Consider the following 25,513-nt stretch of genomic DNA (forward strand, 5'->3'; position numbering starts at 1 on the left):
CCGCCCCCTCGGGTCAGCTCGCCCGGCCGCCTGGCGAGCTGACCCGAGGGGAGCCGCCCGAGATCAGCAGGGCAGCAGGTCGCCGGTGACCAGCTCGAAGCCGAAGGGCTCCGGAACGCGCATCGTCTCGCCGAACGCGATGTCCTCGCGCCGGTGGTACCGGGCGCCGTCCGGCCTGCTGAAGAGGGTGACGGTCTTCTCCCGCGCGTCGACCAGGAGGTACAGCGGAATCCCCATCAGCGGGTAGTCCCGCACCTTCCCGACCCAGTCGTTCTCGGGGTTGGAGGGCGAGACCAGCTCGACCGCGATCGCGGCCAGCTCGGCGGGCACCTGGTTGTCGGTGGTGGCCAGCGCGTCGTCCGGAAGGTACGTCAGGTCGGGATTGCGGCTCTTCCCGACGTTGGGCGAGATCAGATCGGTGTTCTCGCTCGGCAGCAGCCCGGCCGGGGTGTGGGCGTCGAACTGCCGGCGCACCACCAGCAGGTTGTGCTGGTGGATCCCCGAGGGGCTCACCATCATGGTGATGGTGTCGCCGGAGAGCTCCACCTTGAAGCCGTCGGGCAGGCTCCTGCGGGCCTCTTCCAGAAGCTCGAAGTGTTCCGGGGCCATGAGTGCGACGCCTCCCGAACCGAATCCACCGGTGTCCGGCACCCAGCGTAGTCGGCGCCCGGCCCCAGGCCCCGGGCCCCCGGAACGGCGGAAGCCCCGCAGCGTCATCGCTGCGGGGCTTCCGATCTGTGGCCAGGGCCGGGGTCGAACCGGCGACCTTCCGCTTTTCAGGCGGACGCTCGTACCAACTGAGCTACCTGGCCGTACTGCACCGTCTCTTGCGAGACGAGCGATCCCGACGGGACTTGAACCCGCGACCTCCACCTTGACAGGGTGGCGAGCTAACCAACTGCTCCACGGGACCTTGTAGTGGTTTCCCACTAAGGTCTTGCGGCACTGCTTTTACTACGGTACTGCGTGCCCCCAACGGGATTCGAACCCGTGCTACCGCCTTGAAAGGGCGGCGTCCTGGGCCACTAGACGATGAGGGCTTGCGGCCTGTCCCGCTGTTCCCAGCGTTCGGGGACGTCGAGAAGCATATGGGATGCAGGGCGGATCGCCAAAACGGGTTTCGGCCGGGTGGGTGGGGGCCGCCCGAGGGCCGCTTGGGGCGGGGGTCAGGACCAGCCGAGTTCGTCGAGTTCGTGGTCGTCGAAGCCGAAGTGGTGGGCGACCTCGTGGATGACCGTGGTGCGGACTTCGGCGACGACCTGGTCGTGGGTCTCGCAGTGCCGGAGGGTGGGGCCGCGGTAGATGAGGATCCGGTCGGGCAGGACGCCCGCGTACCACTCGCCGCGTTCGGTGAGCGGGGTGCCCTCGTAGAGGCCGAGGAGTTCCGGGTCGGCGGGGTCGGGCTCGTCCTCGACGAAGACGGCGACGTTGTCCATCATGGCCGCGAGCTGCGGGGGAATCTGGTCGAGGGCGTCGCTGACCAGCGTCTCGAACTCGTCCCGGGTCATCTCCACCGGTTCATTGTCGGGTCTGGAGTGACGCTGTGCCAGACGGCGGGAGCCGGTGTTTGATGGGGTTATGGCGACCTCGGACGGCACGGTGGACGGCCCGGCGCGGACCCGGCCGGCGGGCGAAGGGGCGGTCGCCCGGAGGCGGCCGCCGGTGTGGCGCGGGCAGGGGCCGGCCGTGGCGGTGATCGCGGTGGGCGGGGCGATCGGGTCGGTGGCGCGGTACGGCGCCGGGCTGGCCTGGGCGAACGGGCCGGCGGCGTTCCCGTGGACGACGCTGCTGATCAACGTGGTCGGGTGCGCGGTGATCGGGGTGTTCCTGGTGGTGATCACCGAGGGGCGTCCGGCGCACCCGCTGCTGCGGCCGTTCTTCGGCACCGGGGTGCTGGGCGGCTTCACCACCTTCTCGACGTACGCGGTGGACATCCGGCGGCTGGTGGAGGAGGGGCGGCTCGGGCTCGGGCTGGCGTACCTGGGGCTGACGCTGCTGGGCGCGCTCGGCGCGGTGTGGGCGGCGGCCGGGCTGACGCGCCGTCTGATCGCCCGTGGTGGCGGGGGCGTGCGGTGAGCAGGTTGAGCGGGCCGGCGCTGCGGCTGACCGTGCTGGTGGGGGAGAACGACCGCTGGCACCACCGGCCGCTGTACAGCGAGATCGTGCACCGGGCGCGCGCGGCGGGGCTGGCCGGGGCGAGCGTGTTCCGGGGGATCGAGGGGTTCGGGGCGTCGTCGCTGGTGCACACGGCGCGGCTGCTGTCGCTGAGCGAGGACCTGCCGGTGGCGGTGGTGATCGTGGACGAGGAGGAGCGGGTGCGGGCGTTCCTGCCGCAGTTGGACGGGCTGGTGGCGGAGGGCTTGGTGCTGTTGGACCGCTGCGAAGTGGTCAGGTACGTGGGGCGGGAAGGGGCTTCGGGGTGAACTGGCTGCTGGTGGTGGCGGGCGCGGTGGTCGGCGCGCCGCTGCGGTACCTGACCGACCGGGCGGTGCAGGCCCGGCACGACTCGGTGTTCCCCTGGGGGACGTTCGCGGTGAACGCGGTCGGCTGCATGGTGCTCGGCCTGGTGACCGGGGCGGTGGCGGCGGGGGCCGCGTCCCCGCAGGTCCAGGTGCTGCTGGGGACGGGACTGTGCGGGGCGCTGACCACGTACTCGACCTTCTCGTACGAGACGCTGCGGCTGGTCGAGACCGGGGCGGGGCGGTACGCGCTGGCGAACGTGGTGGGCAGCGTGGTGGTGGGGCTGGCCGCGGTGTACGCGGGGGCGGGGCTGGCCTCGGCGTTCTGGGGCTGAGCAGGCCGCCGGTCTGCCGGTTCGGCGGGCTGTGGCGGAGGCGGCCCGGGCGCTTCCTGGCGCGCTGCCCGTGTCCCGTCGGGGCGGGCGCGCGTTGGGCACCGAAAAGCGGCCGCGCGAGCAGTGGGCGGCCCGGGTGGGGCGGTGGAGAGGGAGCTCGGTGGCTTCGGTGCGGGCGGTTCGGGCGGTGGTGCGTACGGCTTCGGCGCGTGCGGTTTCGGCGCGTACGGCTTCGGTGCGTGCGGCGGCGGTGCTGGCGGTGGCCGGGCTGGGGCTGACGGGGTGCATGTCGGTCGGTCCGGAGGCGGAGGTGAAGCGCGGGGTGGCGCCGGTCGGGCAGGTCGGTCCGGCGGGCAAGCCGGGGGTGACGAGCGGGCCGTCGGCCTCGCCGAGCGGCGTGCATCCGGGGAGTGCGTCCGGGCGCCCGGAGCGTCCGGGGGGCTTGCAGGGCGAGAACGCGCCGGCCGGGGCGACGGCCACGGCGGCGGGCGAGGTGGCGCCCGGCGTGAACGGCGCGGCCGCCGGCGTGGTCCCGGTGCCGGGGGCGCCCGCCGTGGACCCCGCGCCGGCCGGCACCGGCGCGAACGGTTCGGCGGGGGGCGTGAGTGCCAGCCCCGCGCCCCGGCCGGGCGGCGGCGCGTCGGCCGGTACCGGCGGTGCGGCGGGTACCGGGGGCGCGGGAGGGGCCGGCGGCACCGGTGAGGGCCGCTCCGGCGATACGGCGGGCACGCCGTCGGCCACGCCGAGCAGCCGCCCCTCGACGTCCCCCGAGCCCGAGCACACCTCACCGGCCGCGACCGTCCCACCGACCCCGGAGCCCTCGGCCGGTAACTCCGGTTCCTCGGCCCCGAGCCCGCATGCGGGTGGGCATTAGCGGTCTGGCCAGGGCATTTGCCTCTGATCCCGAGGTTCGTCTATGGTGGTAGATCGTTCGTTTGATTCATTTGACTGGCGCCCTATTCCCATCTGGCGCCCTTGGCGCGTTCCGGCGATCCGTGGCTGACCGCATAGAGGCGGTTGTGAAACAGAACCCCCGGACTTTGGCGCGTGCCACTTCCGGAAGGTTTTACATGTCTCTCGTTGACGACGCCCGCTTCGCCATGCCCGCGAGCGAGGCCGCCGCCGATGTCACCGACACCGCCGACACCCTCACCGACACCGTCGAGGCCGTTGAGGCCGTCGAGCCCACCGACGCCGACGTCGAGCTGAACGCCGACGCCGTCGAGGCCGAGGAGCCCGCCGAGCCCACCATCACCTTCGGCGACCTGGGCCTGCACGACGACGTCGTGCGTGCCCTCGCCAAGCGCGGTGTCACCACCCCGTTCCCGATCCAGGCCGCGACCATCCCGGACGCCCTGGCCGGCAAGGACGTGCTGGGCCGTGGCCGTACCGGCTCCGGCAAGACCCTCAGCTTCGGCCTGCCGCTGCTGACCCGCCTCGCCGACGGCGAGCGCACCAAGCCCAAGCACCCGCGCGGCCTGATCCTCGTCCCGACCCGCGAGCTGGCCATGCAGGTGGCCGACGCCCTGGAGCCGTTCGGCTCGGTGCTCGGCCTCAAGCTCAAGGTCGTCTGCGGCGGCACCTCGATGTCGAACCAGATCTACGCGCTGGAGCGCGGCGTCGACGTCCTGGTCGCCACCCCCGGCCGTCTGCGCGACCTGCTGAACCGCGGCAGCGCCAAGCTGGCCGACGTCCGGACCGTCGTGCTCGACGAGGCCGACCAGATGGCCGACATGGGCTTCCTGCCCGAGGTCACCGAGATCCTCGACCAGGTGCCGGCCGGTGGCCAGCGCCTGCTGTTCTCCGCCACCCTGGAGAACGAGATCGACACCCTGGTCAAGCGCTACCTGAAGAACCCGGTCACCCACGAGGTCGACCCGTCGGCCGGCGCGGTCACCACCATGACCCACCACATCCTCGTGGTGAAGCCCAAGGACAAGGCGCCGATCACCAACGCGATCGCCGCCCGCAAGGGCCGCACGATCATCTTCGTCCGCACCCAGATGGGCGCCGACCGCGTCGCCGAGCAGCTCATCGAGGCCGGCGTGAAGGCCGACGCGCTGCACGGCGGGATGACCCAGGGCGCCCGTACCCGCGTCCTCGGCGACTTCAAGGACGGCTACGTCAACGTCGTCGTCGCCACCGACGTCGCCGCCCGCGGCATCCACGTCGACGGCATCGACCTGGTCCTCAACGTGGACCCGGCCGGCGACCACAAGGACTACCTGCACCGCTCCGGCCGCACCGCCCGGGCCGGGCGCTCCGGCGCCGTCGTCACCCTGGTGCTGCCGCACCAGCGCCGCGGCGTCTTCCGCCTGATGGAGGACGCGGGCGTCGACGCCTCGCGCCACATCCTCGACCACGCCTTCGACGCCGAGGTCGCCAAGATCACCGGCGCCCGTTCGCTGATCGAGGTCCAGGCCGAGAGCGCGGCCGGCATCGCCGGTGCCGCCGAGCGCGAGCTCGCCGACATGACCCGCCAGCTGGAGCGCGCGCAGCGCCGCACCACCGAGCTGCGCGAGGAGGCCGACCGCCTGGCCGCGCGGGCCGCCCGCGAGCGGGCCGAGCTGGGCATCGAGGACGAGGCCCCGGCCGCCGAGGCGGGCGACGAGGCCGCTGCGGAGACCCCGGCCACCGAGGCGCCGGCTCCGGCCGCCGCGCCGCAGGCCGAGGAGCGCACGCCGTCGTACCGCGAGGCGCGCACCGAGCGTCCGGCCTTCAACCGCGACCGTGACGACCGTGGTGGCCGTTCCGGTGGCTTCAACCGTGACCGTGACGACCGTGGTGGCCGTTCCTTCGGTGACCGCGATGACCGTGGTGGCCGCTCGGGTGGCTTCAACCGCGACCGCGATGACCGTGGTGGCCGTTCCGGTGGTTTCAACCGTGACCGTGACGACCGTGGTGGCCGTTCCTTCGGTGACCGTGACGACCGTGGCGGCGCCCGCTCGGGTGGTTTCAACCGTGACCGTGACGACCGTGGTGGCCGTTCCTTCGGTGACCGTGACGGCGCCCGCTCGGGCGGTTTCAACCGTGACCGTGACGACCGTGGTGGCCGTTCCTTCGGTGACCGCCCGGCCCGCACCGGTGGTGGCTTCGACCGCGACCGTTCCGGTGGCTTCAACCGTGACCGCGACGACCGCGGCGGCCGCTCCTTCGGCGACCGTCCGGCCCGCACCTTCGGTGACCGCCCGTCCTTCGGCCGGGACCGTGACGAGCGCGGCGGCAGCAACAACCGTCCGTTCGCGCGTCGTGACGACCACCGCTCCGGCGGCCGTCCGCAGGCCTCCGGTGGTGGCTTCGGCCGTGACCGCGACGACCGTGGCGGCGCCCGCTCGGGCGGCTTCGACCGCGACCGTTCCGGTGGCTTCAACCGCGACGACCGCAAGCCGCGCTGGAAGAACTGACGCCGTACGGCCGGTGGTTGACCACCGGTAGCTGAACAGCTGAACACACACGACGGGCCCGCTCCATGCACTGGAGCGGGCCCGTCGCGTTCCCCCGATACCCCCCGGGTACCTCCCCCGGTACCCCTCGCGCCCCCGAGGTGTTGTTCTGCGGCTGAGAATAACCTGTGGCGCGGCCCGGCGGAAGTCCCGTAGCGTCCCGGACATGAGCAGCAGACTGCATGACGTGGCCCGGGTGAACGAGGAGATCGCCGAGCGGGGGAGCTACCGGGCGGCCGGTGGCGAACTCGTCACGGTGGGGGAGCAGTTGGCGGCCGCCAGGGCCGGCACGGTGTCGTACGCGCCGCCGGCGCTGGACGCGCTGCTGCGGGGCGGGGGCCCGGGGCCCGGGCCGGATCGGCCGGGTCGGCCCGGGGGGCCCGTCGGGGCGGTGGAGGTGACGGCCGAAGGCAGCATCGAGGCCGCCCGGCGCCTGGTCGAGGGCGGGGCGGGCCCGGTCGGGGTGCTCAACTTCGCCTCCGCGCGCAACCCCGGCGGCGGCTACCTGCGCGGCGCCCGCGCCCAGGAGGAGGACCTGTGCCGCAGCGCGCTGCTCTACACCTGCCTGCTGGAGGCGCCGGACTACTACGAGGCGCACCGCGCCTCCACCGACCTCCGGTACAGCCACCGGGTGATCGTCTCGCCCGACGTACCGGTGATCCGCGGTCGGGGCGGCGACCTGCTGGCGCGGCCGTACCCGGTCACCTTCCTGACCTCGCCCGCACCCAACGCGGGCCAGCTGGAACGGCGCTCGGCCGACGTGGACGTCCGGGGCGTGCTCGCCGAGCGGGCCGTCCGGGTGCTCGCGGCGGCGGCTCGGCACGAGGTCCGCACGCTGGTGCTCGGGGCCTGGGGCTGCGGGGTGTTCCGCAACGACCCGGCCCAGGTCGCCGAGGCCTTCGAGGGCGCGCTCTCCCGGTACGGGGCGGCCTTCGAACAGGTGGTGTTCGCGGTCTGGGACCGCTCACCGGTCTCGGCGAACCGGGCCGCGTTCGAGGCGCGGTTCGGCGGGGCGGCGCAGCCCGGCGCGGGGGTGCGCTGAGGCCGCCGCCGGGTGCCGCTGGGTGCCGCCGGGTGCCGCTACCGCTTGCGGGCGGCCAGCGCCGTCGCGGCCGTCGAGGCCGCCGCGACCACACCGGTGACGGCGAAGACCGACGGCCAGGCGCCGATCTTCTTCGCCAGCGGATGCGAGCCGCCGAACGCCGCCACGTACAGGCCGGTCAGCGCCGCCGCAGTGGCCGCGCCCGAGCTGCGGTGCCACTGCGCGGCCGCCCCGGCACCGGCCACCGCCAGCACCGCGCCGCCCAGTTCGCGCCGGCCGCTCCAGCGGGCGACGCCGTAACCGCCCACCAGGCCGCTCGCCGCGGTCAGCGCGGCGGGCGCGGCGGCCGAGAGCACGTTGGGGACCTTCGCCATCGTCGACTCCACTCGTAGAGGTTGTCCCGACTTCCTGTTCCGGCTTCCGACCATAGCCCGCCCGCCCCGCGCCCGTCCGGGCCTCCCCGCCGTCGGGTCCTGCTGCCGTCGGGTCCCGCCGCTTTCGGGCCTCCCCGCTTTCGGGTCTCCCCGCGGGCGCGTTACCGGAACGCCTGTTCGGCGGGTTGTGCCGGCACCGTGCGGGCCAGCCGCTGCGCGGCCTCCGCCGGGGGCAGCACCCGTTCCAGCCGCAGGTCGCCCGGGACCTCCTGGAGGAGCCGCCCGGCGGACCAACTGCGCTCGTACGGCGGCGGGTCCAGGACCAGGGTGCGCACGCCGTCCACCACCGGGATGTCGCTGGGCGTCCCCTCGTTCCACAGCCACGAGCCGTCCGGGGCGACCAGGTTGAACGCGCCGGTCGCGACCACCCGGCGGTCGTCCGGGAGCGCGGTACGGGCCAGCGCCACCACCTCCGGGTCCGGCCGGGTGCCCGGCAGGTGGCCGCCGCCGATCAGCACCTCGGCGAGCAGGGTGTGCAGTTGGAAGGTGTCGCCCAGCCCGTCCATGCGCAGCAGGTAGCCGGTGCCGGTGGGGCGGTCCAGCACCAGCAGCGGCTCGTCGTCGAGGACCAGCGCCAGGTGCGCCAGGCCCTTGAAGTCGTGCCGCCCGCCGTCGTACCGCTCGAACAGCTCCAGCAGCACGTCCGTCACGCCCGAGGTGCGCGCCTCGCGGCGCACCGGCGGGTGCGCGTACACGGCCCAGGCGGCCCGCTGCCACAGGTGCAGCGTCCACCAGCCGACCACGGCCAGGTGCGCGTGCCACGCGTCCAGGTGTGCCGGATCCGCGACCCGGTCGTGCGCCTCGACCGGGTCGTCGCCCTCAGGGTCCGGCAGCGGTCCGCCGCCGGTCTGCGCCCACCGCCGCGTCAGCCGCTGCGTGCCGGTCAGCGCCCCGCGCAGGCCTGCCAGCACCGGGCCCGCGCAGCCGACCGGGTCGGCGCCGTTCTCCACGCAGGCGCCCACGACCATCGCCAGGTGCGCCCGGGGGAACGGCGGGGCGCCCGGCAGCAGCGCGGCCAGCCGGGGACCGGCTGCGGCGGCCTCGGCCGGACCGGCCGACCCGAACAGCCCGCCCACCAGCGCCAGGGCGGGGCCGAAGCGGTCGTCGTCCCCGGCGGCGGCCACCGCCTCCAGCCCGGCCACCGCCTCCAGGAGGGTGGGCTGCTGACGGTGCGGCGCATCATGGTCGGAAGACACCGCCGCAGCATAGGCGGCGCTGCGGGCGGGCCCGGTGGCGGGTGCCGGGTCGGCTGCCGGGCCGCGGCCTTCGCGCCGCACCGCCCCCGACCCCGCCGTCCACCAGGGGGAGGACACCGGCCCGCCCGCCCAGTGGTGGCGCTTCGAAGGCCAGGAGCAGGTGCGTCCCCGGGCCGGTCAGGCCGACAGGTTGGTGCGCAGGGCGGTCAGCTCCTCGTCGGTGACGCCGTGGGCGCGGAGGTAGGCGGGGAGGGAGGAGTGCCGGGTGTGGATCCAGCCCAGGGCGGAGGCGAGGAGTTCGGCGGTGACGGGGCGGGAGACGCGTTCGGTGCCGGTCTCGTCGACGTAGGGGGTGGGGCCCCGGTCGAGGCCGAGGCCGACGTTGGAGAGCAGGAAGTCGGCGGTGACGTCGGCCTCCGAGGCGCCGAGCAGGGACTGCAGGACGGCGATGGTCAGGCCGGTGCGGTCCTTGCCGACGGCGCAGTGCACGAGGGCGGGCAGCGCGCCGGGGACGGCGAGGCGGCGGACGACGGCGGCGAGGGACGGGCCGGCGGTCTGGGCCATGAAGGGGTAGAGCGCCGCCTGGTCCTCGGGCCAGGGCTGGTCGACGTCCTCGCGGTTGGCGGGCAGGGTCGGCAGGTTGAGGGCCTCGTGGTCGAGGCCGTGCCGCAGGTCGGGCCAGACCTCCAGCTCGACCGGACTGCGCAGGTCGAGGACGGTGCGCAGGCCGAGGGCCTTGAGGCGCCGGGCGCCCTCGTCGGTGAGGGTGTGGAAGGAGCCGGAGCGGTAGAGCACGCCCCGCCGCAGGGCGCCGATCCCGCCCGCGTCACGGAAGTTGCGCACACCGGGGATGTCGATGAAGGCGTCGGTCATGGCCCCACGGTACGGGCGGCGGGCGGGCCGGCGGAAGGAAACCGGAGGGAACCTTTCAGCGCCCGCCGGAGACGTCCAGGAACGCGTTGGTGGTGTACGAGGCGGCGGGGGAGAGCAGGAAGAGGATCGCCTCGGCGACCTCCTCCGCCCGTCCGCCGCGCCGCATCGGCAGTCCGGGGGCGACCCGGTCGACCCGGCCGGGCTCGCCGCCGAGGGCGTGGATGTCGGTGTGGATCAGGCCGGGGCGGACGGCGTTGACCCGGATCCCCTCGGCGGCGACCTCCAGCGCGAGGCCGCGGGTCATCGAGTCGACGGCGCCCTTGGCGGCCGCGTAGTCGACGTACTCGTTGGGCGAGCCGAGCCGCGAGGCGGCCGAGGACACGTTGACGATGGCACCGCCGCGGCCGCCGTGCCGGGTGGACATCCGGCGGACGGCCTGGGCCGCGCACAGGAACGGGCCGGTGATGTTGGCGGCCCAGATCCGGTTCAGCCGGTCCTCGTCGATGTCCTCCAGCCGGCACTGCTTCTCCAGCGTGCCGGCGTTGTTCACCAGGCCGGTGAGCAGCCCGAGTTCGGCGTCCACGGTGGTGAACAGCCGCTCCACCTCGGCGGTGCGGGTGACGTCGGCCCGGACGGCGAGTGCGGTGCCGCCCTCGGCCCGGACGGCGTCCACCACGGCGGTGGCCGAGGCCTCGTCCGTGCGGTAGTTGACGCAGACCCGGTAGCCGCGCCGGGCGGCGAGCAGGGCGGTGGCGGCGCCGATGCCGCGGCCGGCGCCGGTGACGATCAGGACGCCGTCGTCGGGGATGGTGGTCGACATGGTCGGTACGCTACCCGGCGGACCGGCCGGGGTGGGCCCCGGCGCGGAAATCGTTCGCCCGGAGCGGCCCGGACCGGCGAGGATGCGGTAGCGGCGCCGCCACCACCCTCACCGCCGGCACCGTCCTGCCAGCCTGCCAGCCTGCCAGCCTGCCAGCCTGCCAGCCTGCCAGCCTGCCAGCCTGCCGGTCGAGAGGAGACCGACGATGCCCGACGCACCCGCACCCGCACCCGCACCCGCCGTCCCCGGCACCGTCCTGCTCTCCGGCGTGGTCGGCTCCACCGCGTACGGCTTCGCCCACGCCGGCTCCGACGTCGACCGGCTCGGCCTGTACGCCGCCCCCACCGAGGAGCTGCACGGTCTGCACCGCCCGGCCGAGTCGCACGTCACCACCGGGCCCGACGTCACCCTGCACGAGGCCGCCAAGTGGTGCCGTCTGGCGCTGTCCTGCAACCCGACCGCCTCCGAGCTCGTCTGGCTGCCGGACGACCTGTACGAGATCCGCACCCCGCTCGGTGCCGAACTGGTCGAGATCCGCTCGAGTTTCCTCAGTGAATCGGCCGTCCGGAAGGCCTATCTCGGTTACGCAGAGCAGCAGTTCCGCAAACTGCTGACCCGCGACACCACCGACCCGGTCACCCGCGGCCGGGCCGCCAAGCACGCCCGGCACCTGGTCCGGCTGGTCGCGCAGGCCGTCCGGCTGCACGAGACCGGCCACAACCTGGTCCGCCTCGCCGACCCCGGACACGTCCGCGACCTCGGCGAACGCATCGCCGACCGCCCCGCCGTCGCCGAGTCCCTGCTCGCCGACGCCGCCGATCGCCTGGCCCGCCCCGGCGTCCTCCCCGCCGCCCCGGACCCGCGCCCCGCCGAATCCTGGCTCCGCCGCGTCCGCGCCGCCCACTACGCTCCGCCCCCCGCCCCCGGCGCGCCCGCGCAATCCACTGGCGGAGCCCTGCGCCCCACCGGGTAGGATCACGGTGGCCCTCCCCAACCGGGACGAGGGCCACGGGCCACTAGCTCAATTGGCAGAGCTGCGGACTTTTAATCCGTAGGTTCAGGGTTCGAGCCCCTGGTGGCCCACCGAACCGAGGCCAGGTCAGAAACCCTCTGACCTGGCCTTTTGCATGTCCGCCGCCGGTGAACGCACTGCGGCACCCCGGCTGGTCGAGTAGCCGGGGTGCCGCGGTGTGGTGTGGGTCGTGGGCGGGTCAGCCCGCGGCGCGGATCGGGGCGCCGGTCTGGTGGAGGTGGGTGAGGATCTCGCGGTACGAGCGGAAGAGGCCGGTCTCGTAGTAGGCGATCTCCTTCTCGGCGCAGAAGTCGCGGGTGAGGACGGCGGCGCGGCGCAGGGCCGGGGTGGGCATGCTGGGGAAGAGGTGGTGCTCGACCTGGTAGTTGAGGCCGCCCATCAGGGCGTCGATGAAGTAGCCGCCGCGGACGTTGCGGGAGGTGAGGACCTGGCGGCGGAGGAAGTCGAGCCGCATGCCGGGCGTCACCATCAGCATGCCCTTGTGGTTGGGGGCGAAGACGCAGCCCAAGTAGACGCCGAGCAGCGCCTGGTGGACGGCGAGGAAGGCGAAGGCCTTGCCGACCGGGAGGGCGGCGAAGACCAGCCCGAGGTAGGCGGCGAAGTGGGCGACCAGCAGGAAGCCCTCCAGGTAGGGGCGCTTCATGATCGGGCTGCGCAGCGCGCGGAAGCTGTTGTAGCTGAGGTTGAGGCCTTCGAGCAGGAGCAGCGGGAAGAAGAGGAACGCCTGGCGGCGGCCGATGAAGCGGGCGATTCCGCTGGCCCTCCTGGCCTGGTCCTGGGACCAGACGACGAGGTCGGGGGAGACGTCCGGGTCCCGCTCCTCGTGGTTGGGGTTGGCGTGGTGGCGGGTGTGCTTGTTCATCCACCAGCCGTAGCTCATGCCCATCAGGAGGTTGGCGACGATGCGGCCGCCGATCTCGCCGGCGCGGCGCCCGGTGAACACCTGGCGGTGCGCCAGGTCGTGGGCCATCAGTCCGAGTTGGGCGAAGACGATGGACATCGCGGCGGCCAGGCCGAGTTGGAGCCAGGTGTCGCCGAGGGCGAACATGGCCCACCAGCCGCCGAGGAACGCGGCGAGGACGAGGCCCGCGCGGACGGTGTAGTAGACCGGGCGTCGGTCGAGCAGGGCCTCGGCGCTGATCCGGCCGAGCAGTTGGGCGAAGTCGCTCCCGCCGGTTCCGGGCGGGGCGGTGTCCGGTGGTCCGGCGGGCGGCTGCGGCCGGGTTTTCGCGGTCGGCGTCCCCGCGGTATCGGTGGTCATGGTGCTGAGTCTGGTCTAGCGAACGGGCCTTGAGAAACGGGGGCATCCCCCTGGGGCGGGGTGAGGATAACCCCCGGACCGTCCCGGGCGGCGGCGGACGTGCGGCGCGTGGTGCCGGATGGTGCCGCTGGGGCGGGGAGAGGTGGCGTAGGTCACGTCGTAATCGGCTGGTTTCGGGTGTTCTGTGGCGAGCTTGCGCCGTGGTGGCCGGGGTTGGTGGTGGACCGGAGGTCGGTGACCGCGTCGGGCCTAAATATGATCGGAAGCCACGTTCATCGGTTTGTACCGATGTTCGTATGTGCAACCTGGGAACGGCTCCGACCGTCTCCCTGTGTGCGGTGCGCCAGATCGTCCGGGGCGTCGCTTCCGTCGGTGAAAGGTACGCGCATGTCAGGTCAGTGGGGCGAGGGCCCGGCTCGGGGGGAGAACGCACCCGGCGCGCTCACGACGGGGAGCGATGGGTCCGTGCCGCCTCCGCGTACCGGCGGCCGGGCGGAGGCCCGACGCGCCGCCCAGGGCAAGGGCGCTGGCCGCGCTGGCAAGGACGGCGGCAAGGACGGCGGCAAGGACGCGGGCAAGGACGGCGGTCGGGGCGCGGGCAAGGACGGCGGCAGGCCGGAGGCGGCGGCCGGCGGCGGCCGGGCGGCGGCGCGCAACAGCCGCAAGCCCAAGAAGAACGTGAAGAAGATCGTCGCCTGGTCGGCGGCCGGCGTGCTGGTGCTGATCGCGGGCGCCGGCGGGGCGATCTACTTCAAGCTGAACGCCAACATCAAGTCCTTCGACGGCGACGCGATAGCCACCGACCGCCCGCCGGAGGCGCAGGCCGACGCGGACGGCAACAAGCCGGTCAACGTCCTGCTGATCGGTTCGGACAGCCGCGGCGGCAACAACTCGGACCTCGGCGGCGGCGAGGACGGCGGCGCCCGCTCGGACACCACGATCCTGCTGCACGTCTACGCCGACCACAAGCACGCCGTGGGCATCTCGATCCCGCGCAACGCGAAGGTCCCGATCCCGCCCTGCAAGCTGCCCAACGGCAAGTGGACCAAGGGGGCGTCCAGCGACCTGTTCAACGCGGCCTTCTCGGTCGGCGGCAGCGACGGCGGCAACCCGGCCTGCGCCCAGAACACGGTGGAGAAGCTCACCGGGATCCGGGTCGACCACACCATCGTGGTCGACTTCAACGGCTTCTCCGCGATGACCAAGGCCGTGAACGGCGTCGACGTCTGCCTGCCGAAGGCCATCTACGAGGGCGACGTCAACCCCAACCTGCACAGGAAGGGCGACCTCGTCCTGCCGCAGGGCAAGCAGACCGTGCAGGGCCAGCAGGCGCTGGACTACGTGCGCCTGCGGCACGGCATCGGCGACGGCTCCGACATCGGCCGGATGAAGCGCCAGCAGGCCTTCCTCAGCTCGCTCGCGAGCAAGGTCAAGAAGGACGGGCTGAGCCCCACCAACCTGCTGCCGCTGGCCGACGCCGCGACCAAGTCGCTGGTGGTCGACCCGGGGCTGGCCTCCGCGGACAAGCTGCTCTCCTTCGGGCTGTCGCTCAAGAACATCGACATGCACGACCTCAAGTTCGTGACGGCGCCCTGGCGTTACCGCACCCAGGACAAGGACCTCGACCTGGTCCAGCCGGACGCCAACAAGCTCTGGGAGACCCTCAAGGCCGACCAGACCATCGACGGGCAGAACGCCACCGGCCAGCAGCCGGACGCGGCCGCCAGCCCGAGCGCACCGGCCGCGTCGCAGTCGGCCGCGTCCAGCGCGCCCGCCGCGCCGGCCGCGGACGCCGGCAACTCGTCGATCAAGGTGGCGGTCTACAACGGGACGACCGAGAACGGCCTGGCCGGCAAGGCGACCGCGCAGCTGAAGGCCGCCAAGTTCGTCGCCACCACGGCGGGCCAGGCGGCGAGCACCAAGTACAAGACCACCATGATCGAGTACGGCTCCGGGCAGAAGGCGAACGCCGACAAGGTCGCCGCGCTGTTCCCGGGCGCCAGCGTCGAGGCCGGCAACTCGGCGGGCGTGACCCTGATCGTCGGCAAGGACTTCTCGGCGGCCAACGGCGGCGGCGCCACCGGCCCGGCCGCCGGGGCGGGCGGCGCGGCCGCGAACGGCACCCCGGCGCCCCCGGCGCCGCTGCCGACCACCGTCACCAACGACGCCCGCTCGGCGGACGACGACATCTGCGCGAACACCACCTACGGCAGCGGCGGCTGACCGCACCCGAGCCGTGGGGGCTGACCGCACCCGAGCCGTGGGGACGACCCCCGGGCCGGCGCCGTCCAGGGCGCGCGGGCCCGGGGGTCGTGCCATGGTGGCCGGAGAAACCGGGGAGGCGCTCGGCCTGGGCGACCTGAGGGACGGGCGACCTGAGGGACGGGGGCCCGACGCGTAGGACCCCGGCACACCGGACCCGGCCCACGGACAAGGGGGGCGCGCACCGAAAGGCGGACCCCCATGCCCGAGATCGCCCTCCAGTTCGACATCGCCGCACCCCGGGCCGTCGTCCTCGCCGCGCTCAACACGCACGGCGGGCTGACCAGCTGGTGGACCACCGGCGTGGACCGGGAGGGCGACGTCCTGCTGTTCGACTTCCCCGGCGTCCCCGAGCCGTTCCGGCTGCGCCGCGAGCGGGCCGACCTGGACCGGGTGGTGTGGGCCAACGCCGGGGCCTTCCCGCCGCACTGGGCCGGCACCTGGATCAGCTGGGACCTCGCCGACCAGCCCGACGAGCCCGGCCGCACCCGGCTGCTGTTCCGGCACGGCGGCTGGCAGCCGGGCAGCGAGGACGGCGTCCCGCTGGTCGCCGGCACCTGGGCCGAACTGCTGGTCCGGCTCAAGGACTACGCGCAGAGCGGCAAGGTGCAGCCGTACTTCGTCACGGCCCAGCGGCACGACGCCGCGTGAACGGCCCACGCGGCGGCGTGAGCGGCACGACGCCGCGCGAACGGCCCGCCGGCGGCCGAACGGCCCTGGGCCCGTCCGATCGCCCGCCAGGGCGCCGTCCGGTGGCGGGATCGCGGCGCCGGGCCGATGGTGGGCGGTGTACCCGCCGTTCGCGCTGACGGCCGGCACCGGCAGCCCGGCACCGGGCGGCCGGGACCCGCCCGCCCCGACGACCACGCCGGCGACCACTGCCTTCGGGAGGCCCAGCAATGCCCGTAGTCACCGCTCCGTACAAGCCCGGCACCCCGTGCTGGATCGACCTGATGGCGAGCGACCAGCAGGCCGCGCTCGACTTCTACCGCGACCTGTTCGGCTGGCAGGGCGAGGTCGGCCCGGCCGAGTTCGGCGGCTACGCCGTGTGCATGCTCAACGACCGACCGGTCGCCGGGATCATGGCGCGGTCCGCGCCCGAGGGCCAGCCGCTGCCGCCCGTCGCCTGGACCACCTACCTGGCCTCGGACGACGCCGACGTGAGCGGGGCCGCCATCGCCGAGCACGGCGGCACGATCCTCTACCCGGCGATGGACGTCGGCGTGATCGGCCGGATGCTGGTCGCCGCCGACCCGACCGGCGCGGTGTTCGGCGTCTGGCAGGCGATGGACTTCATCGGCGCGGGCGTGGTCAACGAGCCCGGCGCACTGGTCTGGAACGAGCTCAACACCGCCGACACCGACGCGGCCGGCCGCTTCTACCTCCCGGCGCTCGGGCTGCGCCCGGCGACCATCCAGGGCATGGAGGGGTACTTCTCGCTCAACGCCGGCGACCGTACGGTGGGCGGCATGCAGCCGATCCCCAAGTACCTGGGGGCGGGCACGCCCTCGCACTGGATGGCCTACTTCTCGGTGGACGACACCGACTCCACCGTGGACGCCCTGGTCAAGGCGGGCGGCTCGGTGATCCAGCCTCCGTTCGACATGCAGTCCGGCCGGATGGCGGTCGTCCAGGACCCGCAGGGCGCGGTGTTCGCGGTGGCGGAGGCCGCCGAGGCGCAGATGCCCGACTCGCCGTAACAGCAGCTGGGCACCCTCGCCGTGCCGGCGCCGGGCACCCACGAGCCCACCCGGCCGCCCACGAGCACCCGGGCAACCGGAAGCCGCCCTTCCCGCGACGCGCCGCCGGGAAATGGGCGGCTTCCCCGCGTTCCCGGGTAAGACTGCACCCATGCTGGGGCTACCGGACGACATCCGCGCCTTCCTCTTCGACCTCGACGGGGTCCTCACCCAGACCGCCAAAGTGCACGCCGCGGCCTGGAAGGACACCTTCGACTCCTTCCTGCGCGCCGAAGCCGCCCGCACCGGCGGGCAGTTCGTCCCCTTCGACGCCGTCACCGACTACGACACCTACGTGGACGGCCGCCCGAGACTGGACGGCACCCGGGCGTTCCTGCACAGCCGGGGCGTCGACCTGCCCGAGGGCACCGACGCCGATCCGCCCAACACCCCTACCGTGCACGGGATCAGCCGGGCCAAGAACGACACCGTCCTGCGGCTGATCCGCGAGCAGGGCGTCCAGCCGTACGACGGCTCGGTCGCGTACGTGCACCGGCTGCGCGCGCTCGGGCTGCCCAGCGCCGTGGTGTCCTCCAGCGCCAACTGCCGGGACGTGCTGCGGGCGGCGGGCATCGAGGGGCTGTTCGACGTGATCGTGGACGGCGTCGTCGCCCAGCGCGAGGGCCTGCCCGGCAAGCCCGCCCCCGACACCTACCTGTACGCCGCCCGCACGCTCGGCGTCGAGCCCGCGCACGCCGCCGTCTTCGAGGACGCGCTCGCCGGGGTGGCCTCCGGCCGGGCGGGCGGCTTCGGGGCCGTGGTCGGGGTCAACCGCACCGGGCAGGCCGCCGAACTGCGCCGGGACGGCGCGACCGTGGTCGTCGACGACCTCGCCGAACTGCTGGAGGAGCAGGCATGAGTGAGTGGAGCGGGGTAGTCGCATGAGTGGCTTGGACAACTTCTCCGTCGACCCCTGGCAGATCGCCGAGCAGGGCCTGGACCTGACCGCGATGGCCCGCGCCGAGTCGCTGTTCGCGCTCTCCAACGGCCACATCGGCCTGCGCGCCAACCTGGACGAGGGCGAGCCGCACGGCCTCCCCGGCACCTACCTGAACGGTGTCTTCGAGCTCCGCCCGCTGCCGTACGGCGAGGGCGGCTACGGCTACCCGGAGTCCAGCCAGAGCGTCATCAACGTGACCAACGGCAAGATCATCCGGCTGTTGGTCGACGACGAGCCCTTCGACCTGCGCTACGGCGAACTCATCCGCCACAAGCGCTGGTTGGACTTCCGGGAGGGGATGCTGCACCGCGAGGCCGAGTGGACCTCCCCGGCCGGCCGGACCATCCGGGTGCGCTCCTCCCGGCTGGTCTCGCTCACTCAGCGCGCGGTCGCCGCGGTCGAGTACAGCGTCGAGGCGGTGGACGGGCCGGTGCGGATCGTGCTCCAGTCCGAGCTGGTCGCCAACGAGCAGCTGCCCGGCGGCCCCGAGGGCGATCCGCGGGCCTCCGCCGTGCTGGAGGCGCCGTTGCAGCCCGAGGTGCACCACGCGAGCGGCACCAAGGCCGTCCTGGTGCACCGCACCCGCTACAGCGCGATCCGGGTCGCCGCCGGGATGGACCACGTGATCGAGGGCCCGGAGGAGCTCGAAACCGTCGCCGAGGCCGAGGCCGACCACTGCCGGATCAGCGTCACCACCGTGCTCCGGCCCGGACAGCGGCTGCGGCTGGTCAAGTTCATGGCCTACGGCTGGTCGGGGACGCGCTCGCTGCCCGCCGTCCGGGACCAGGTGGAGGCCGCGCTGACCGCCGCCCGGTACACCGGCTGGGATGGTCTGGCCGCCGAACAGGCCGACTACCTCAAGGAGTTCTGGGAGACCAGCGACGTCGAGATCGAAGGCGACGTCGAACTCCAGCAGGCCGTCCGGTTCGCCGTCTTCCACGTCCTCCAGGCCGGCGCCCGCAGCGAGGAACGGGCCATCCCCGCCAAGGGGTTGACCGGACCGGGTTACGACGGGCACAGCTTCTGGGACACCGAGACCTTCGTCCTGCCGGTGCTCACCTACTGCCTGCCCGGGGCCGTCAACCAGGCGCTGCGCTGGCGGCACACCACGCTGCCGCTGGCCCGCGAGCGGGCCGCCCAACTCGGCCTGGCCGGAGCGGTGTTCCCCTGGCGCACCATCCGCGGCGAGGAGTGCTCCGGGTACTGGCCGGCCGGTACCGCCGCCTTCCACATCGGCGCCGACATCGCCGCCGCCGTCGCCCGCTACGTCCGGGCCACCGGGGACGCCGAGTTCGAGCGCGCGTACGGGCTCGAACTGCTCGTGGAGACCGCCCGGATGTGGCGCTCGCTCGGCCACCACGACGTCTCGGGGAAGTTCCGCATCGAGGGCGTCACCGGCCCGGACGAGTACAGCGCCGTCGCCGACAACAACGTGTTCACCAACCTGATGGCGCAGACGAACCTGCGCGCCGCCGCCGAGGCCGCCGCCCGCCACCCGCACGAGGCCGCCGAACTCGGCGTCGACACCGAGGAGACCGCCGCCTGGCGGGACGCCGCGGCCGCGATGTACATCCCGTACGACGAGGACCTCGGCGTGCACCCGCAGGCCGACGGCTTCACCCACCACCAGGTCTGGGACTTCGAGCACACCCCGCCCGAGAAGTACCCGCTGCTGCTGCACTACCCGTACTTCGACCTGTACCGCAAGCAGGTGGTCAAGCAGGCCGACCTGGTGCTCGCCATGCAGGTCCGCGGCGACGCGTTCACCGACGAGCAGAAGGCCCGCAACTTCGCCTACTACGAGCGGCTCACCGTCCGCGACTCCTCGCTCTCCGCGTGCACCCAGGCGGTGATCGCCGCCGAGGTCGGCCAGCTCGACCTCGCGTACGACTACACGGCCGAGGCGGCGCTGATGGACCTGCACGACCTCGGCGGCAACACCCGCGACGGCCTGCACATGGCCTCGCTCGCGGGCGCCTGCATCGCCCTGGTGGCGGGCTTCGGGGGGCTGCGCGACCACAGCGACTCGCTGTCCTTCCGGCCCCGGCTGCCGGGCGGGTTGATGAGGCTCGGGTTCTCGCTGATGGTCCGCGGGCAGTTGCTGGGCGTCCAGATCACCCACGAGGGGACGACGTACGCGCTGCGCCGCGGCGAGGTGCTGCACCTGTGGCACGACGGCGAGCCGGTGCAGGTGAAGGCCGGGCAGCCGGTCACCCTGCCGACCACCGCGCCGCCGGCAAAGGAGCGGTGCGGCCAGCCGCCCGGCCGCGAGCCCGCCCGGCGGCAGGCGCAGGCGGGCCTGGTCAGCGGCAAGCTCGGGCAGCAGGACCACCTGGCGGCGGAGTAGCCGCACCGGCCGGTCGTTCACCTGTTCGGGTCCGCTCCGGGTGCGGGGCGGGCCCGGCCGTCGGAGGGTGCAGGTGTCCTGCGGCAGTCGGCGGCCGGTGATTGGAGAGCACCCGTGGCGAGCGTGGCCGAACAGATGGTGGAGGTGCTCCGGCAGGCCGGGGTCGAGCGGGTCTACGGCGTGGTCGGAGACAGCCTCAACCCGGTCGTGGACGCGATCCGGCGGACCGACGGCATCAGCTGGGTGCACGTGCGCAACGAGGAGGCGGGCGCCTTCGCGGCGGCCGCCGAGGCCGAGCTCAGCGGCCGGCTCGCGGTCTGCGCCGGCTCCTGCGGGCCCGGCAACACCCACCTCGTCCAGGGCCTGTACGACGCCCAGCGCAGCGGCCTGCCGGTGCTGGCGCTCGCCTCGCACATCCCGTCCGGGCAGATCGGCACCGGCTTCTTCCAGGAGACCCACCCCGAGCGGGTGTTCACCGACTGCAGCTCCTGGTGCGAGATGCTCTCCACCCCCGCCCAGCTGCCCCGGCTGATGCGGATCGCCATTCAGCACGCGCTCGGCTCGCACGGCGTCTCGGTGCTGGCCTTCCCCGGGGACGTCGCCGCGCTCCCCGCCGCCGGGCCCACCGGGACCAGCCACTTCCTCACCGAGCAGGCCGTCGCCGCGCCGCCGTGGTCCCAGGTGCAGGAGCTGGCCCGGCTGCTCAACGCTGCCCGCAAGGTCGCCCTGTTCTGCGGCGCGGGGGTGCGTGGGGCGCACGGCGAGGTGATGGAGGCGGCCCGGGCCCTGAACGCGCCGGTCGGGCACTCCCTGCGCGGCAAGGAGTGGATCCAGTACGACAACCCGTACGACGTCGGCATGAGCGGCCTGCTCGGCTACGGCGCCTGCCACGAGGCGCTGCACTCCGCCGACCTGGTGCTGCTGCTCGGCACCGACTTCCCGTACGACTCCTTCCTGCCGCAGGCGCACACCGTCCAGGTCGACCACGACGCCACCCGGCTGGGCCGCCGCACCGCGCTCGAACTGGCCGTCCACGGCGATGTCGCCGCCACCCTGCGGGCCGTCCTGCCGCTGCTGGACGCCAAGCGCGACCGCGCCTTCCTCGACGGGATGCTGCGCAAGCACTGCCGCTCGCTGGAGGACGTGGTCGGCGCCTACACCCGGGACATCGAGAAGCACCTGCCGATCCACCCCGAGTACGTCGCCTCGGTGCTCGACGAGGTGGCCGCCGACGACGCGGTGTTCACCGTGGACACCGGCATGAACAACGTCTGGGCCGCCCGCTACCTCCAGCCGAACGGCCGCCGCCGGGTGATCGGCTCCTTCCTGCACGGCTCGATGGCCAACGCCCTGCCGCACGCCATCGGCGCCCAACTGGCCTGCCCCGGGCGGCAGGTGATCGCGATGGCAGGTGACGGCGGGATCGGCATGCTGCTCGGCGAACTGCTGACGGTGGCCAAGCACCGGCTGCCGGTGAAGACCGTCGTCTTCAACAACGGGGCGCTCGGCATGATCAAGCTGGAGATGCTGGTCTCGGGCTACCCGGAGTACGAGATCGACAACGGGGACGTCGACTACGCGGGGATCGCGCGGGCGATGGGCATCCCGGCCAAGCGGGTCACCGAGCCGGGGAGGGTCCGGGAGGTGCTGGCGGAGGCGCTGGAGCGGCCCGGCCCCGCTCTGGTGGACGTGGTCACCGACCCCAACGCGCTGTCCATCCCGCCGTACATCACGGCGGCCCAGCTGAAGGGCTTCGCGCTGGCGGCCGGGCGGACGGTGCTCTCCGGCGGGGTCGGGCGCATGATCGACCTGGCCCGCAGTAACCTGCGCAACATCCCGCGGCCGTAGGCCCTGTCCGGCCGAGAAGGGGGACTCCGGGCCCTCTTGCCTCTGAGGCAAAAATCTTGCCCGAGCGGCACGGCGGGTGTCCACTGGTCACATGACCACCAGCCCGACCGGGGACGCCGCCCCGGAAGACCGGCTCGACGACCAGGAAGTGGTCGGCCTCGCCGCCCGCCTCCGGGAACACCGGCTCAGCAGCCGCCTGACCCTCGAAGTGGCCTCCGCCAGGGTCGGGCTCTCCCCAGCCTATCTGTCCCGGCTGGAGACCGGCCGCCGCCAGCCCTCCCTCCCCGTCCTGCTCGGCCTCGCCCGCGCCTACGGGACCTCCGTCTCCGGCCTGCTCGGCGAGACCATGGCCGAACCCGACCCGGTCGTGCGCGGCGGCGCCATCGAACCCGGCCGCGCCGGCGGCTGGGGCTACCGCCGGGCCGGCGCCCCCGGCCGGGCCATGCAGGCGCTGCGCGTCCACGTGCCCCCGGGAGTGCAGGACACGGTGGTCCGGGTCCACCCCGGCGAGGAGTGGCTGTACGTCCTGCAGGGCCGGCTCAAGCTGACCCTCGGCGACCGCGTCCACCGCCTCGACGTCGGCGACTCCGCCCACTTCGACTCGCTCACCCCGCACTGCATCGCCGCCGACGCACCGGACGGCGTCGAACTGCTCTTCGTCCACACCCTGCTGCAGAGCCCCGGCGGCGAACTCTGCCTCGGCGGCCCCGCAGCAACCCACTGACCCGACGTCAGAACCCTTGGAGGAGATCCCTCATGGCCGATCCCACCAGCCCCGACCAGGCCGCCGCGGCCACCGCCCCGGCCGCTCCGACCCCCGCCCCGCTGACCGTCGACGCCGGCATCTCGGCCAACCGCCGGGTCGGGGTCCGCCTGGTGATCTACACCGCCGGCATCCACGCCGTCGCCGGCTTCATCATGCTGCTGTTCGAACTGGGCAACCGCAACAAGTAGTCCACCGGGGCGGTCGCGGCCCTCACCGCTCGCGCAGCAGCTCGCAGAGGGCGTCCAGCGCCGCCGGGAAGGCGTGCTCGGGCGGGGACGCGTAGCCGATCACCAGAGCGGGGGCGGCGTCCGGGTCGGCGGCCGACCGGTCGGCGAGGTGCCAGGACAGCCCTTCGACGGCCAGGCCGGCGGCCTCGGCCCGGGCCAGCAGCTCCGCCTCGGACGCGGAACCGGGCGGCAGTTGGAGAACGGCGTGCAGCCCGGCGGCGATCCCGGTGACCCGCACGCGCGGGGCGTGCTCGGCGAGCGCGGCGACCAACTGGTCCCGCCGGCGCCGGTAGTGCAGCCGGCAGCGGCGGACGTGCCGGTCGTATGTCCCGGAGGTGATCAGCTCGGCGAGGGTCAGCTGGTCGAGCACCGGGGACATCGTGTCGGCCAGTCTCTTCAACCGGGCCACCGGCTCGACCAGCGCGTCCGGCAGGGCCAGCCAGGCCAGCCGCAGGCCCGGCGCGAGGCTCTTGGCGGCCGTCCCGGCGTACACCACCCGCTCCGGGTCGAGCGCCTGCATCGCGCCGACCGGCTGCCGGTCGTAGCGGAACTCGCCGTCGTAGTCGTCCTCGACGACGTACCCGTCCCGCTCGCGCGCCCAGCGCACGGCGGCGGCCCGCCGGTCGGCGGCCAGCGGCGCACCGGTGGGGAACTGGTGCGCGGGGGTGAGCAGGACGGCCCCGCACCGGCCGTCGAGCCGCTCGACCCGGGCGCCCGCCTCGTCCAGCGGCACTGGGACGGTGGCCAGCCCCGCCGCCCGGGCGACGGCGTGCTGCGGCGGCAGCCCGTACTCCTCGACCGCGAGGGCGCGGTCCCCGCGTTCCCGCAGGGCGGCGCAGAGCAGGCCCAGGCCCTGGGAGACACCGGTGCAGATCAGCAGGTGGTCGGGATCGGTGCGGACGCCGCGGACCCGCGCCAGGTAGTCGGTGAGCGCCCGCCGCAGCTCGATCCGGCCGAACGGGCTGCCGTAGCCGAAGGCCTCGTGCGGCGCGGTGGCGAGGGCCCGGCGGGCGGCGGCGAGCCAGGCGGTACGGGGGAAGAGCGAGAGGTCGGGCCGCCCGGCCATCAGGTCGTGCCGGACGGTCCGCCGCCCCGCCGCGGGCCGGGCGGCCCGCCGGCTCCGGCCGGGCGCGGCCCGCCGGGCGACGGTGGTGCCGGAGCCCTGCCGGGAGGTGAGCCAGCCCTCCGCGGTGAGCTGCCCGTACGCCTCGACCACGGTGTTCCGGGCGATCCCGAGGTCCTCGCCGAGGGCCCGCGAGGACGGCAGCCGGGTGCCGGGCACGAGCCGCCCGTCCTGGACGGCCTCGCGCAGCGCGTCCTCCAGGGCGGCCCGCAGCCCGGCCCCGGCGGCGCGCCGCTCGGTGAGGTCCAGGTGCAAGTCGCCGCCGAAGGAAGTCCAGGAGCTGCTCACGGGCCCGATTATCGCGCGGCCCGGCATCCTCGACCCCGGGGTGGGGGCGGATCAGACCGACAGGTAGACCGCGCTGCCGACGCCGGCGAGGAAGCAGTAGAGCGCGAACGGCGTCAGGCTGCGGGTCTCGAAGTACTTGGTGAGGAAGCGCACCGAGACGTAGCCGGCGACGAAGGCGGCGATGCTGCCGGCGACGACCGGGCCGAGGACGGCGGAGTTCTCCGGCTTGAACAGCTCCGGCACCTTCAGCACGGAGGCGGCCAGGATGACCGGGGTCGCGAGCAGGAAGGAGAAGCGGGCGGCGTCCTCGTGGTGCAGGCCGCGCAGGATGCCGGCGCTCATGGTGACACCGGAGCGGCTGATGCCGGGGAAGAGCGCGAGGATCTGGGCGGCGCCGATCCAGGCGCCCTGGACGAAGCTGAGCCGGGCGAGGCGGTGGTCGGAGGCGATCGCCGGGTCGAGGCCCGGTTCCTCGGTCGGCGGGGCGGCGTGCCCGGCCCGCCGGCGGCCGGTGCCGCCGCGCTTGAGCCGTTCGGCACCGAGCAGCACCAGCCCGTTGAGGGCCAGGAAGACGGCGGCCGGGACGGGCTTGCCGAGCGCGTTGCGCAGCGCCTTCTCCAGGGCGAGGCCCGCCACCCCGACCGGGATGGTGGAGATGATCAGCAGCCAGGCGAGCTTCTCGTCCCTGCTCTCGACCCGGCGGCGGCGGATCGAGCTGAGGAAGCCGCCGATCACCCGGACCCAGTCCTTGCGGAAGAACACCACCAGGGCGAACGCGGTGGCCAGATGCAGGCCGACCAGGACGGCGAGGTAGGAGGAGCCCTCGGCGGTCATGTCGAGGTCCCGCTGGATCTTCCCGCCGATCAGGGCGGGGAGCAGGATGCTGTGGCCCAGGCTGGAGACCGGGAAGAGTTCCGTCACACCCTGCAGCAGGCCGACGCCTATCGCTTCCGGGTAGGTCAGGGTGGACATCGCGCACCTTCGCTCGGGGGTCTGGATCCGGGGGAGCCCCGCGAAGCTACTACGGGCATGTAGACGCCCGGCAGCCCCGCCGCCAGAAGTTCATCGAGCGGACGT

General features: G+C 73.8%; 23 protein-coding genes and 4 tRNA genes. 15 read left to right on the forward strand and 12 right to left on the reverse strand.

Annotation, left to right across the window (positions count from 1 at the left end):
* Positions 1-63 precede the first annotated feature (63 nt).
* The 5 genes from ACFVHI_RS03810 to ACFVHI_RS03830 all read right to left on the reverse strand — a co-directional run bounded on the left by ACFVHI_RS03810 (position 64) and on the right by ACFVHI_RS03830 (position 1,508).
* Positions 64-609, reverse strand: coding sequence for a Uma2 family endonuclease (locus tag ACFVHI_RS03810; RefSeq protein ID WP_380335451.1), 546 nt, complete (start codon positions 607-609; stop codon positions 64-66).
* 129 nt (positions 610-738) lie between these two features.
* Positions 739-812 (reverse strand) — tRNA-Phe (locus ACFVHI_RS03815).
* A gap of 27 nt (positions 813-839) precedes the next feature.
* A tRNA-Asp gene (locus ACFVHI_RS03820) sits at positions 840-913 on the reverse strand.
* A 54-nt stretch (positions 914-967) separates the two neighbouring features.
* A tRNA-Glu gene (locus ACFVHI_RS03825) sits at positions 968-1,040 on the reverse strand.
* A gap of 126 nt (positions 1,041-1,166) precedes the next feature.
* Positions 1,167-1,508 (reverse strand): metallopeptidase family protein, encoded by a 342-nt coding sequence (locus ACFVHI_RS03830; protein ID WP_063348331.1) that lies wholly within the window; start codon positions 1,506-1,508, stop codon positions 1,167-1,169.
* Positions 1,509-1,578: 70 nt separating this feature from the next.
* Between ACFVHI_RS03830 and crcB (ACFVHI_RS03835) the strand changes: the two genes are divergently transcribed.
* From crcB (ACFVHI_RS03835) to ACFVHI_RS03855, 5 genes are all read left to right on the forward strand, one after another.
* Positions 1,579-2,076 carry a fluoride efflux transporter CrcB gene (crcB, locus tag ACFVHI_RS03835; protein WP_380335453.1) on the forward strand — a complete coding sequence of 166 codons (498 nt, stop codon included), beginning with the start codon at positions 1,579-1,581 and terminating at the stop codon, positions 2,074-2,076.
* Entirely contained in the window at positions 2,073-2,423 is a 351-nt protein-coding gene (locus ACFVHI_RS03840) for a DUF190 domain-containing protein (protein WP_063348329.1), read from the forward strand. The genes crcB (ACFVHI_RS03835) and ACFVHI_RS03840 overlap by 4 nt, the downstream gene beginning before the upstream one ends.
* Complete coding sequence (gene crcB, locus ACFVHI_RS03845; protein ID WP_063348328.1) at positions 2,420-2,794, forward strand: fluoride efflux transporter CrcB; 375 nt, start codon at positions 2,420-2,422, stop codon at positions 2,792-2,794. The genes ACFVHI_RS03840 and crcB (ACFVHI_RS03845) overlap by 4 nt, the downstream gene beginning before the upstream one ends.
* Before the next feature lie 1,070 nt (positions 2,795-3,864).
* Complete coding sequence (locus tag ACFVHI_RS03850; protein ID WP_380335457.1) at positions 3,865-6,198, forward strand: DEAD/DEAH box helicase; 2,334 nt, start codon at positions 3,865-3,867, stop codon at positions 6,196-6,198.
* A 205-nt stretch (positions 6,199-6,403) separates the two neighbouring features.
* On the forward strand, positions 6,404-7,279 hold the full coding sequence (locus tag ACFVHI_RS03855; protein ID WP_380335460.1) for a TIGR02452 family protein: 876 nt from the start codon (positions 6,404-6,406) through the stop codon (positions 7,277-7,279).
* 38 nt (positions 7,280-7,317) lie between these two features.
* On the opposite strand, the gene ACFVHI_RS03860 is transcribed toward ACFVHI_RS03855, so the two are convergent.
* The 4 genes from ACFVHI_RS03860 to ACFVHI_RS03875 all read right to left on the reverse strand — a co-directional run bounded on the left by ACFVHI_RS03860 (position 7,318) and on the right by ACFVHI_RS03875 (position 10,602).
* On the reverse strand, positions 7,318-7,653 hold the full coding sequence (locus ACFVHI_RS03860; RefSeq protein WP_063348325.1) for a hypothetical protein: 336 nt from the start codon (positions 7,651-7,653) through the stop codon (positions 7,318-7,320).
* 161 nt (positions 7,654-7,814) lie between these two features.
* The gene (locus ACFVHI_RS03865; protein WP_380335463.1) at positions 7,815-8,909 is read right to left on the reverse strand and encodes a hypothetical protein; all 1,095 of its coding nucleotides are present in this window, start codon (positions 8,907-8,909) and stop codon (positions 7,815-7,817) included.
* Between the two features lie 177 nt (positions 8,910-9,086).
* On the reverse strand, positions 9,087-9,782 hold the full coding sequence (locus ACFVHI_RS03870; RefSeq protein WP_380335465.1) for a tyrosine-protein phosphatase: 696 nt from the start codon (positions 9,780-9,782) through the stop codon (positions 9,087-9,089).
* Positions 9,783-9,837: 55 nt separating this feature from the next.
* On the reverse strand, positions 9,838-10,602 hold the full coding sequence (locus ACFVHI_RS03875) for an SDR family oxidoreductase (protein WP_380335468.1): 765 nt from the start codon (positions 10,600-10,602) through the stop codon (positions 9,838-9,840).
* Positions 10,603-10,807: 205 nt separating this feature from the next.
* Here ACFVHI_RS03875 and ACFVHI_RS03880 point away from each other — a divergent pair, with 205 nt between their 5' ends.
* Together ACFVHI_RS03880 and ACFVHI_RS03885 are read left to right on the forward strand one after the other, a co-directional pair.
* The gene (locus ACFVHI_RS03880; protein ID WP_380335471.1) at positions 10,808-11,575 is read left to right on the forward strand and encodes a DNA polymerase beta superfamily protein; all 768 of its coding nucleotides are present in this window, start codon (positions 10,808-10,810) and stop codon (positions 11,573-11,575) included.
* 37 nt (positions 11,576-11,612) lie between these two features.
* Positions 11,613-11,685 (forward strand) — tRNA-Lys (locus ACFVHI_RS03885).
* 128 nt (positions 11,686-11,813) lie between these two features.
* Here ACFVHI_RS03885 and ACFVHI_RS03890 read toward each other — a convergent pair.
* Positions 11,814-12,896 (reverse strand): acyl-CoA desaturase, encoded by a 1,083-nt coding sequence (locus ACFVHI_RS03890; RefSeq protein ID WP_063348321.1) that lies wholly within the window; start codon positions 12,894-12,896, stop codon positions 11,814-11,816.
* A 465-nt stretch (positions 12,897-13,361) separates the two neighbouring features.
* Between ACFVHI_RS03890 and ACFVHI_RS03895 the strand changes: the two genes are divergently transcribed.
* The 8 genes from ACFVHI_RS03895 (at position 13,362) to ACFVHI_RS03930 (ending at position 22,986) form a co-directional block, all read left to right on the forward strand.
* Entirely contained in the window at positions 13,362-15,119 is a 1,758-nt protein-coding gene (locus ACFVHI_RS03895) for an LCP family protein (protein ID WP_380335474.1), read from the forward strand.
* A 240-nt stretch (positions 15,120-15,359) separates the two neighbouring features.
* Positions 15,360-15,809, forward strand: a complete 450-nt coding sequence (locus ACFVHI_RS03900; RefSeq protein ID WP_363376841.1) for an SRPBCC domain-containing protein — start codon at positions 15,360-15,362, stop codon at positions 15,807-15,809.
* Between the two features lie 248 nt (positions 15,810-16,057).
* Positions 16,058-16,858 (forward strand): VOC family protein, encoded by an 801-nt coding sequence (locus ACFVHI_RS03905; protein WP_350880560.1) that lies wholly within the window; start codon positions 16,058-16,060, stop codon positions 16,856-16,858.
* Between the two features lie 151 nt (positions 16,859-17,009).
* The gene (locus tag ACFVHI_RS03910; protein WP_063348318.1) at positions 17,010-17,756 is read left to right on the forward strand and encodes an HAD family phosphatase; all 747 of its coding nucleotides are present in this window, start codon (positions 17,010-17,012) and stop codon (positions 17,754-17,756) included.
* 22 nt (positions 17,757-17,778) lie between these two features.
* A complete protein-coding gene (locus tag ACFVHI_RS03915) occupies positions 17,779-20,184 on the forward strand; it encodes a glycoside hydrolase family 65 protein (RefSeq protein WP_063348317.1) in 2,406 nt (801 codons plus the stop codon).
* A 114-nt stretch (positions 20,185-20,298) separates the two neighbouring features.
* Positions 20,299-22,032 carry a pyruvate dehydrogenase gene (locus ACFVHI_RS03920; protein ID WP_363376835.1) on the forward strand — a complete coding sequence of 578 codons (1,734 nt, stop codon included), beginning with the start codon at positions 20,299-20,301 and terminating at the stop codon, positions 22,030-22,032.
* A 91-nt stretch (positions 22,033-22,123) separates the two neighbouring features.
* Positions 22,124-22,756 carry a helix-turn-helix domain-containing protein gene (locus ACFVHI_RS03925; RefSeq protein WP_063348316.1) on the forward strand — a complete coding sequence of 211 codons (633 nt, stop codon included), beginning with the start codon at positions 22,124-22,126 and terminating at the stop codon, positions 22,754-22,756.
* 32 nt (positions 22,757-22,788) lie between these two features.
* The gene (locus ACFVHI_RS03930) at positions 22,789-22,986 is read left to right on the forward strand and encodes a DUF6126 family protein (protein WP_063348315.1); all 198 of its coding nucleotides are present in this window, start codon (positions 22,789-22,791) and stop codon (positions 22,984-22,986) included.
* Between the two features lie 22 nt (positions 22,987-23,008).
* Here the strand turns inward: ACFVHI_RS03930 and ACFVHI_RS03935 are convergent, their stop codons facing one another.
* Positions 23,009-24,436, reverse strand: coding sequence for a PLP-dependent aminotransferase family protein (locus tag ACFVHI_RS03935; protein WP_063348314.1), 1,428 nt, complete (start codon positions 24,434-24,436; stop codon positions 23,009-23,011).
* 51 nt (positions 24,437-24,487) lie between these two features.
* Positions 24,488-25,408: an undecaprenyl-diphosphate phosphatase gene (locus ACFVHI_RS03940; RefSeq protein ID WP_063348313.1), complete on the reverse strand. Its 921-nt coding sequence runs from the start codon at positions 25,406-25,408 to the stop codon at positions 24,488-24,490.
* Between the last annotated feature and the right edge of the window lie 105 nt (positions 25,409-25,513).

The organism is Kitasatospora sp. NPDC127121 (assembly GCF_042677305.1).
In the GTDB taxonomy this organism is placed as follows: Bacteria; Actinomycetota; Actinomycetes; order Streptomycetales; family Streptomycetaceae; genus Kitasatospora.

Coding starts and splice junctions, on each gene's coding strand:
- ACFVHI_RS03930 (WP_063348315.1), top strand. CDS start 22,789: ATGGCCGATCCCACCAGCCCCGACCAGGCCGCCGCGGCCACCGCCCCG.
- ACFVHI_RS03925 (WP_063348316.1), top strand. CDS start 22,124: ATGACCACCAGCCCGACCGGGGACGCCGCCCCGGAAGACCGGCTCGAC.
- ACFVHI_RS03890 (WP_063348321.1), bottom strand. CDS start 12,896: ATGACCACCGATACCGCGGGGACGCCGACCGCGAAAACCCGGCCGCAG.
- ACFVHI_RS03850 (WP_380335457.1), top strand. CDS start 3,865: ATGTCTCTCGTTGACGACGCCCGCTTCGCCATGCCCGCGAGCGAGGCC.
- ACFVHI_RS03855 (WP_380335460.1), top strand. CDS start 6,404: ATGAGCAGCAGACTGCATGACGTGGCCCGGGTGAACGAGGAGATCGCC.
- ACFVHI_RS03905 (WP_350880560.1), top strand. CDS start 16,058: ATGCCCGTAGTCACCGCTCCGTACAAGCCCGGCACCCCGTGCTGGATC.
- ACFVHI_RS03875 (WP_380335468.1), bottom strand. CDS start 10,602: ATGTCGACCACCATCCCCGACGACGGCGTCCTGATCGTCACCGGCGCC.
- crcB (WP_380335453.1), top strand. CDS start 1,579: ATGGCGACCTCGGACGGCACGGTGGACGGCCCGGCGCGGACCCGGCCG.
- ACFVHI_RS03830 (WP_063348331.1), bottom strand. CDS start 1,508: ATGACCCGGGACGAGTTCGAGACGCTGGTCAGCGACGCCCTCGACCAG.
- ACFVHI_RS03915 (WP_063348317.1), top strand. CDS start 17,779: ATGAGTGGCTTGGACAACTTCTCCGTCGACCCCTGGCAGATCGCCGAG.
- ACFVHI_RS03870 (WP_380335465.1), bottom strand. CDS start 9,782: ATGACCGACGCCTTCATCGACATCCCCGGTGTGCGCAACTTCCGTGAC.
- ACFVHI_RS03880 (WP_380335471.1), top strand. CDS start 10,808: ATGCCCGACGCACCCGCACCCGCACCCGCACCCGCCGTCCCCGGCACC.
- ACFVHI_RS03910 (WP_063348318.1), top strand. CDS start 17,010: ATGCTGGGGCTACCGGACGACATCCGCGCCTTCCTCTTCGACCTCGAC.
- ACFVHI_RS03860 (WP_063348325.1), bottom strand. CDS start 7,653: ATGGCGAAGGTCCCCAACGTGCTCTCGGCCGCCGCGCCCGCCGCGCTG.
- ACFVHI_RS03810 (WP_380335451.1), bottom strand. CDS start 609: ATGGCCCCGGAACACTTCGAGCTTCTGGAAGAGGCCCGCAGGAGCCTG.
- ACFVHI_RS03940 (WP_063348313.1), bottom strand. CDS start 25,408: ATGTCCACCCTGACCTACCCGGAAGCGATAGGCGTCGGCCTGCTGCAG.
- ACFVHI_RS03900 (WP_363376841.1), top strand. CDS start 15,360: ATGCCCGAGATCGCCCTCCAGTTCGACATCGCCGCACCCCGGGCCGTC.